The organism is Rheinheimera sp. (genome assembly GCF_036568245.1).
Classification (GTDB): domain Bacteria; phylum Pseudomonadota; class Gammaproteobacteria; order Enterobacterales; family Alteromonadaceae; genus Alishewanella.
Window position 1 is genome coordinate 1 of record NZ_DATCSY010000340.1, and the last position, 7,323, is coordinate 7,323.

Below are 7,323 nucleotides of genomic sequence, written 5' to 3' on the forward strand. Positions count from 1 at the left end.
GCATCCGTTTTAAATCACTGGCACCTTTGTTGGTACCGATAAAAGCGAACAAGTCTATTTTGCCGCTTTCCATCAACACGCCCACCGTTTCGCGGCCGCGGCCATAAATGATGTTAATGACGCCCGGCGGAAAGCTTTGCATAAAGGCCTGCAGCAATGGCTGAATGAGCAGCACACCGTATTTAGCCGGTTTAAAGATCACGGTATTACCCATGATCAGCGCTGGTATTAACGTGGTAAAGGTTTCATTCAGCGGGTAATTAAACGGGCCCATACACAGCGCCACACCGACCGGTACACGGCGGATTTTACCTAAGCTGCCCTGTTCAATAATAAAATGGCTGGCATCTCTGTCCTGCTGTTTTAACGCGTTGATGGTATCGCGGATATAATCGCAGGTACGATCGAACTCTTTAGCTGCGTCGGGGTAGGTTTTACCGATTTCCCACATCAACAGCCGAATAACTTCATCGCGCTGTTGCTGCATTAAACCCAGAAAGGTTTCGACATGTTGAATACGTTCCAGCACCGCCATCGTTGGCCAGGCACCGCGGCCTAGATCATAGGCTTTAACGGCGCTATCAAGTGCTTTTAATGCCGTGTCGGCGTCAAGCAACGGGGTATGCCCCAGCACCACTTGCTGTAATTCATCGCTGTGGTCACTGCGCAGATACACCGGGCTAACAACCGGGCTGAGCTCGCCAAGCCACTTGACTAACTCACCATTTAACAGGTATTCCCGCTGGGTAATAACGGCGTTATGGGCAAACTGTGCCGGAATATCCGCCGCCTGCGGAAAAACGCTTACTAAACTCATGCCTTGCTCCTTTGCTAACAAATAATTGCCTTGGTTGTTAGTCAGGGTCAGATGCGACGCTTGCCCGGCTTAGGCCGGATCTTGTTATTTTTTTCTGCATTTTTGTGCTGTTAACTGTTTCCGGTTGCAACACCCGATGTGCTCGCCACAGCAACTCGCTCGCTTTCGCTCACTCAGACACTCTGTGGCTGTGCGCTTCGGGGTTTCAACCTGCTACCTTAGTTATGCCGGAAAAAAACTAAGCAGACCGTCTCCCGCAAGGATGCGTGACAAATTCGTCCGGAACGAATTTGAACAGCTCCGCTGGCCCAACGGGCAAACTTCATGGATGAAGTTTGTAATGGAGCTCCCAGGGATGGGTTTACGGCGTGTCTGCGTGTTTTATTGCGGCGTCACCAACCACCAATACCGGCCCAATCATCACTTCACAAACACCGACGGCCGGTTTTGCGCCCAAAAGCCATTAAAATGATCTTTACTGACGATAGCGCCGGTATGCTCGACCACAAACCCTGCCAGACGCGCAGCGAACTTCACTGCATGCTGCGGTGCAATACCGCCTAAACGCGCCGCTAAATAGCCACCATTAAACGAATCACCGGCTGCTGTGGTATCCACCACTTTCTTCACAGCATGTGCCTGAGCCGTAAAGCCTTTTTGCTGATAGCGGCCGTTGATGCCGTTTTTGCCATCTTTGACAATAATCTCTGCCACCCCCAGCTCAACGAGCTGCTCAACCACATCATTGGTGGTCTGGGCGCCAAACAACACTTTGTGATCATCCAGCCCAGGCAATGCCACATCCGCTAAGCTGTAAGCCTGAATAAAGGCGGCCTTGGCGTTGTCGGCATGCGGCCACAATGCCGGGCGGTAATTCGGGTCGAATACAACCTGGCTGCCGCTGGCTTTTAACTGCTGCACAAGCTCAAACAACTGTGCGCGGTCGCTGTCAGACAGAATGGCCAGCGTAATGCCGGAGAAATAAAACATGTCGCAGCCTTGCAGCGCAGAAAAATCCAGCTGCTGATTAAAGCATTGCAGCGTTTGCTTCGCTGCTGAGCTGTCGCGCCAGTAAACAAAACTGCGCTCACCAAAAGCATCGGTATTAATCATATACAGGCCGGGCCGGGCCGTTTTGGTACGCAACATCAGGCTGGTATCAATTTTCTCCCGCTCTACCGCCCGTACCAGTTTATCGCTGATAAGATCAGTACCCACGGCGGTAAAAAACTGCACATCAACTGGCACTTCGCTGGTTCGTTTTAAGTATACGGCTGTGTTGAATACATCACCGGCAAAGTTCTGGTGATAAACGTTATCGACCAGCTGATATAACTCGACCATGCACTCGCCCATAATGACAATACGTTTGCTCATGCTGCTACTCCTTATGCTGCGGTTTTAAGCTGGCGTGCGATAGCGCTTGCGGCGCTGGCCAGCTCGCTTATTTGGCCCCATTGCTGGGTTTTCACCAGATTAGCCGGAGTTAACCATGAACCGCCAGCAACAAACACGTTTGGTAGTGCTAAAAAATCGGCCAGATTGTGCTGGCCAATACCGCCGGTCGGGCAGAACCGTACTTGCTGAAACACACCGCGCAGCGCTTTTAGCATCTCGATACCGCCGGATAAATGCGCCGGAAAAAACTTCACTTCCGTCAGACCGTATTCATACGCCATGGCAATTTCAGACGGCGTTGCTACCCCAGGTGCAAAGGGCAAACCGGTTGCGAGCATCGCCTCTAACAGCTTGGGTGTACTAGCCGGGCTAACCAGAAACTGCGCACCGGCATCTTTACAGGCATTGGCATCAGCGGCTGACAGCACAGTACCTGCACCTACCAGCAAATCAGGCAACGCGCTACGGATAGCAGTAACCGCTGCCAGCGCCTGGCGCGTGCGCAGCACTACTTCAACCGAGCTAACTCCGCCATCGGCCAGGGCTTTGGCAATAGCTACCGCTTCATCGGGTGTATCTGCCTGAATAATGGGTAATAAAGCCGGGCCTTTGACCACAGAAGACAATAACGGGGGTAAAGACGACATCAGGCCTCTCCTGCAAAAACGGCCAGCGCAGCAGCTGGCCCGGTAGCTAATTGTTGATAGGCAGCGCGCACTGCCGGGAAAAAGGCTTTGTTCAGGCTCAGTTCGGCCGGGAACACCGCATCCACCGCCAGAAACAGTGCCACATCAGTATCAGCCTGGCCGGTACACTGGGCCGCGACAGCCAGTAAAGGCTCAGCCAGTGGATCTACCAGCTTTTCGTTATCTTTATAACGCTTCACAATAAAACGACACCAGGCAGCAATGGCAAATGCCAGTTTATCTATGGGTTTACCAGAGGCTAAGTTGTCACGAATGGCCGGCAGTACACGCATAGGCAGTTTTTGCGAACCATCCCAGGCAATTTGCGCCAGTAAATGCCTGATGGCCGGGTTACGAAACCGCGCTAATATATCGTTGCTGTACTGCTGAACATCCAACTCAGCCGGTGGCGTAAACGATGGCATAATCTCATCGCTTATCATCTGCTGAATAAACTGCGTCAGCGTTTTATCCTGCATGGCGTCGAATACAGTTTCATAACCCAGTAATGAACCAACATACGCCAGCGTTGAATGCGGTGCGTTTAGCAGCCGCAGTTTGGCTTTTTCAAAAGCACTGACATCCTGCGCATAAATCACACCGGCTTGCTGCCAGGCCGGCCGGTCGGCCGGTAAAATGTCTTCTATCACCCACTGCACAAAAGCTTCGCGCTTAATAGGCCAGTTATCCGCTACGCCCAGCACCTCTGCTACCTGTGCTTTAATTGCATCATCTGTTGCCGGGGTAATGCTGTCGACCATGGTACAGGGGCTAATCAGTTGCTGGCTTAACCAGTTTGCGATAGTCGGGTCTTTTTGCTCAGCGTAGGCAATTAACGCACTACGCAGTTTATGGCCGTTGTCGGTCAGGTTGTCGCAGCTTATAACGCAAAACGGTGCGATATTGGCCTGAAACCGTGCCGCCAGTGCAGTAAACAATAAACCAATAGCCGTAACCGGTTGCTGGTTTCCTGTTAAGTCTTGCTGTATTTGCGTATGAGTTAAGTCGAGCTGACCACTGCCATTTAGGCAATAGCCTTTTTCGGTAATGGTCATGGTAACGTATTTAGTGCTGGCAGCCGTTAAACGCGCCAGTACCTGTGGGTATTGTTCGCTGGCAATAAGCACTTCCTGTACTGAGCCTATCACCTGATAGCTTTGTACTGCGTCCAGCACCGCCAGCGTATACAGGCCATCCTGCGGTGTCAGCGCCTGGCTGACATCAGGTGAGCGCATAGATACGGCGCTGATAGCCCAGTCGCCGCCATATTGCAGTGCCTGTTCGGTATACCAGGCCTGATGGCCGCGGAAAAAGGCGCCGGGGCCTAAATGCACAATGCCGATTTTAGGTTTGTGCTCAGCCAGCCGGTAAGCGGGTAGCGGTAGTTTGCCGTTTAGACTCGCCAGAGCCTGATTACTAAGATTTGCCATTCATGATTCCTGCTATTTGCTGCAGTGTAGGCTTGGACAGTTTGTTACACGCAGAGACGTCGTAAATACATCCTTGTAGACTCCTCTGCAGCATCCATGCTGCAGACGCTCTGCTTAGTAGCAAACTGCCCCGCTGTTAGATTGTGCTTAACATTATTTCAACTGATACGCTTTCTTTACCAGACCGTACGTCAGCTCATACGCCAGCTCGCCGGCTTCTTCTTCGGTTAAACGGTGTTCAGCAACTAAACCTGCCAGGAAGCGGCAGTCGATACGCCGTGCCACGTCGTGCCGGGCCGGGATCGACAGGAAAGCACGGGTATCATCGTTAAAGCCCACAGTGTTATAAAAACCGGCCGTTTCAGTTACCTGATGACGAAAGCGCAGCATGCCTTCCGGGCTGTCATGGAACCACCAGGCCGGGCCCAGTTTCAGTGCCGGGTAATGGCCGGCCAGTGGCGCCAGCTCGCGGGCGTAGGTGGTTTCATCCAGTGTAAACAGAATAATATTCAGGCTGGCTTCGTTGCCGTATTTCTGCAGCAGCGGTTTTAACGCCTGTACATATTCGGTCGGGCTTGGAATATCAGCGCCTTTATCAGCACCGAAACGATCGAAAATGATTTTGTTGTGGTTGCGATGCGCACCCGGGTGAATTTGCATGGTCATGCCATCTTCCAGGCTCATGCCAGCCATTTCGGTCAGCATCTGGCCGCGGAACAACTCGGTGTCTGCTTTGCTGGCTTTACCACTTAAACAGCGTTGAAATAACGCCGCCGCTTCTTTCATCGGTAAATCAGCGGTCAGTGCCGTTGGGTGGCCATGATCTGTTGCCGTTGCGCCGTGGTCACGAAACACTGCACGGCGTTTACGCAGCGCCGCCAGGTAACCTTGCCAGCTTTGCGTGTCTTCACCGGTAATCTCGCCCAGTTTGGCGACATTAGCCGCAAAATCAGCACGATCTGCATCGACCACATCATCGGGGCGGAAGGTGGTAATAACCCGGGTTTCAAAGCCAGTACCTTTTAATTTGGCATGGTGTTTTAAATCGTTCAGCGCGCCTTCGGTAGTGGCGATAAGCTCGATATTAAAACGCTGCAGTAAAGCACGCGGTTTAAATTCCGGCTTGGCCAACTGTGCGTTAATACTGTCGTAGTAGTGATCGGCTGTTTCTTCGCACAGGGTTTCGGTTAAACCGAATACGTCGTGAAATACTGTGTCCAGCCAGATGCGCGACGGCGTGCCGCGGAACAGGTAATAGTGTTTAGCAAAAATATGGAATATTTTGCGGTAATCGCTTTCTACCACAGCACCGTCTTTACGGCGGATACCTAACTCTTCGAGCTTAATACCCTGGCTGTACAACATGCGAAACACGTAGTGATCCGGCAGCAGCAACAGTGCGGTGGCATTATCCCAGTTGGCATCTTCAGCAAACCAGCGTGGGTCGGTATGGCCATGCGGGCTGACTATCGGCAAGTCTTTAATTTGCTGATATAAACGCCGGGCGATATCGCGCACCACAGGATCAGACGGAAATAACCGGTCCGGGTGCAGTTCTAAGCGACGACTTTGTGCCATATTGATGTCCTGTTTCTTAAAGTAGTTAAATTCAGTAATTTCAGCGTTTACAGCGTGACGCCGTTTTTCCAGATCGCAATTTCACGGTTGTCAGACACTTCATTACGTGTCGCTTTACCTGATGCCACGTCAATCAGATAACGGAAAAAGTCATGACTGAACTGCTGCGCATCCTGGCCTTTTTTCAGCAAGCCACCGGCGTCAAAATCTATCCATTGGGGCTTGCGGGCCGCCAGTGACGAGTTTGACGAAATTTTCACCGTCGGTGCCGGAAAGCCAAGCGGTGTGCCCCGGCCTGTGGTAAATAGCAGTAACGTAGCGCCGGCAGCAGTCAGTGCCGTAGATGACACCGCATCATTACCCGGGCCTTCCAGCAGCGTCAGGCCGCTTTGTTTGGCCGTGTCACCGTAGCGGATCACCTGATTCACCACCGCTGAGCCACCTTTTTGAATAGCACCGAGTGATTTCTCTTCCAGCGTGGTTAAACCACCATCTTTGTTGCCCGGACTGGGGTTTTCATACACCGGCTGTTTGTTATCAATAAAGTACTGTTTAAAATCGTTTACCAGCCCAACGATGTCGCCAAACACGGTTTCATCTTTGGCACGGGCCATAAACACCTGCTCAGCACCAAACATCTCCGGTGTTTCTGTCAGCACCACTTTGCCGTTCGCGGCTGCCACTAAATCGGCAATGCGTCCAACCAGCGGGTTAGCGGTTAAGCCGCTTAAGCCATCAGAGCCGCCACATTTCATACCAACCACTAAGTCCGACACCGGGCTCAGGCTGCGTTTATCCTGGCGCATTTGTGTTACCAGCTCAGCAACCGAGTCCAGCCCCTGCTCAATCTCATCTTCGACCTGCTGCGCATTAAACGAGCGGATACGGCTCAGGTCGACACCGGGGCTGGCAGCCAGTAGCTTACTTAACTGGTTATTTTCGCAGCCCAGGCCCATCACCAATACACCACCGGCATTCGGGTGCTGAATAAGGCCGGCCAGCAAACGCCGGGTGTGATCTAAATCGTCGCCCAGCTGCGAGCAGCCAAACGGGTGGGTAAAGGCATAAATACCGTCGATATCATTGCTATACAGTTTGCGTGCCTGCTCGGCTACCCGCATAGCGGCACGGTTAACGCAGCCTACTGTGTTGATGATCCACAGCTCGTTGCGGGTACCTACTTTGCCGTTGGCGCGGCGGTAACCCATAAATTCGGTCGGTAAGCCAGGTGGAAACGCCAGCGGCTGCGCCTGACAACCGTCATAGCGGTAATCAATCTGGCCGCTTAGCTTAGTCGCCAGGTTATGCGAGTGAATATGCTCGCCGGCTTTGATATCGCAGGTTGCGGTGCCAATGGCGAAACCATACTTCACAACTGCATCGCCTTTAGCGATGTCGGTAAGAGCCACCTTGT

6 protein-coding genes are annotated in these 7,323 nt (G+C 52.4%); all 6 read right to left on the reverse strand.

From position 1 onward, the window contains the following. A partial coding sequence (locus VIN66_RS15165) for an aldehyde dehydrogenase family protein (protein ID WP_331924761.1) occupies positions 1-817 on the reverse strand: 817 nt, incomplete at its 3' end. 420 nt (positions 818-1,237) lie between these two features. Beyond that, complete coding sequence (locus tag VIN66_RS15170; protein WP_331924762.1) at positions 1,238-2,194, reverse strand: sugar kinase; 957 nt, start codon at positions 2,192-2,194, stop codon at positions 1,238-1,240. 11 nt (positions 2,195-2,205) lie between these two features. Further along, complete coding sequence (eda, locus tag VIN66_RS15175; protein ID WP_331924763.1) at positions 2,206-2,862, reverse strand: bifunctional 4-hydroxy-2-oxoglutarate aldolase/2-dehydro-3-deoxy-phosphogluconate aldolase; 657 nt, start codon at positions 2,860-2,862, stop codon at positions 2,206-2,208. Next, positions 2,862-4,331: a mannitol dehydrogenase family protein gene (locus VIN66_RS15180; RefSeq protein WP_331924764.1), complete on the reverse strand. Its 1,470-nt coding sequence runs from the start codon at positions 4,329-4,331 to the stop codon at positions 2,862-2,864. Before VIN66_RS15180 ends, eda begins: the two co-directional genes overlap by 1 nt. 153 nt (positions 4,332-4,484) lie before the next feature. Next, positions 4,485-5,909: a glucuronate isomerase gene (uxaC, locus tag VIN66_RS15185; RefSeq protein WP_134057386.1), complete on the reverse strand. Its 1,425-nt coding sequence runs from the start codon at positions 5,907-5,909 to the stop codon at positions 4,485-4,487. Positions 5,910-5,956: 47 nt separating this feature from the next. After that, positions 5,957-7,323, reverse strand: a 1,367-nt coding sequence (locus VIN66_RS15190) for an altronate dehydratase family protein (RefSeq protein WP_331924765.1), incomplete at its 5' end; no start/stop codon positions are given.

Excerpts from the sequence above, each read along its gene's own strand:
- VIN66_RS15180 (WP_331924764.1), bottom strand. The coding sequence starts at position 4,331 with ATGGCAAATCTTAGTAATCAGGCTCTGGCGAGTCTAAACGGCAAACTA.
- eda (WP_331924763.1), bottom strand. The coding sequence starts at position 2,862 with ATGTCGTCTTTACCCCCGTTATTGTCTTCTGTGGTCAAAGGCCCGGCT.
- uxaC (WP_134057386.1), bottom strand. The coding sequence starts at position 5,909 with ATGGCACAAAGTCGTCGCTTAGAACTGCACCCGGACCGGTTATTTCCG.
- VIN66_RS15170 (WP_331924762.1), bottom strand. The coding sequence starts at position 2,194 with ATGAGCAAACGTATTGTCATTATGGGCGAGTGCATGGTCGAGTTATAT.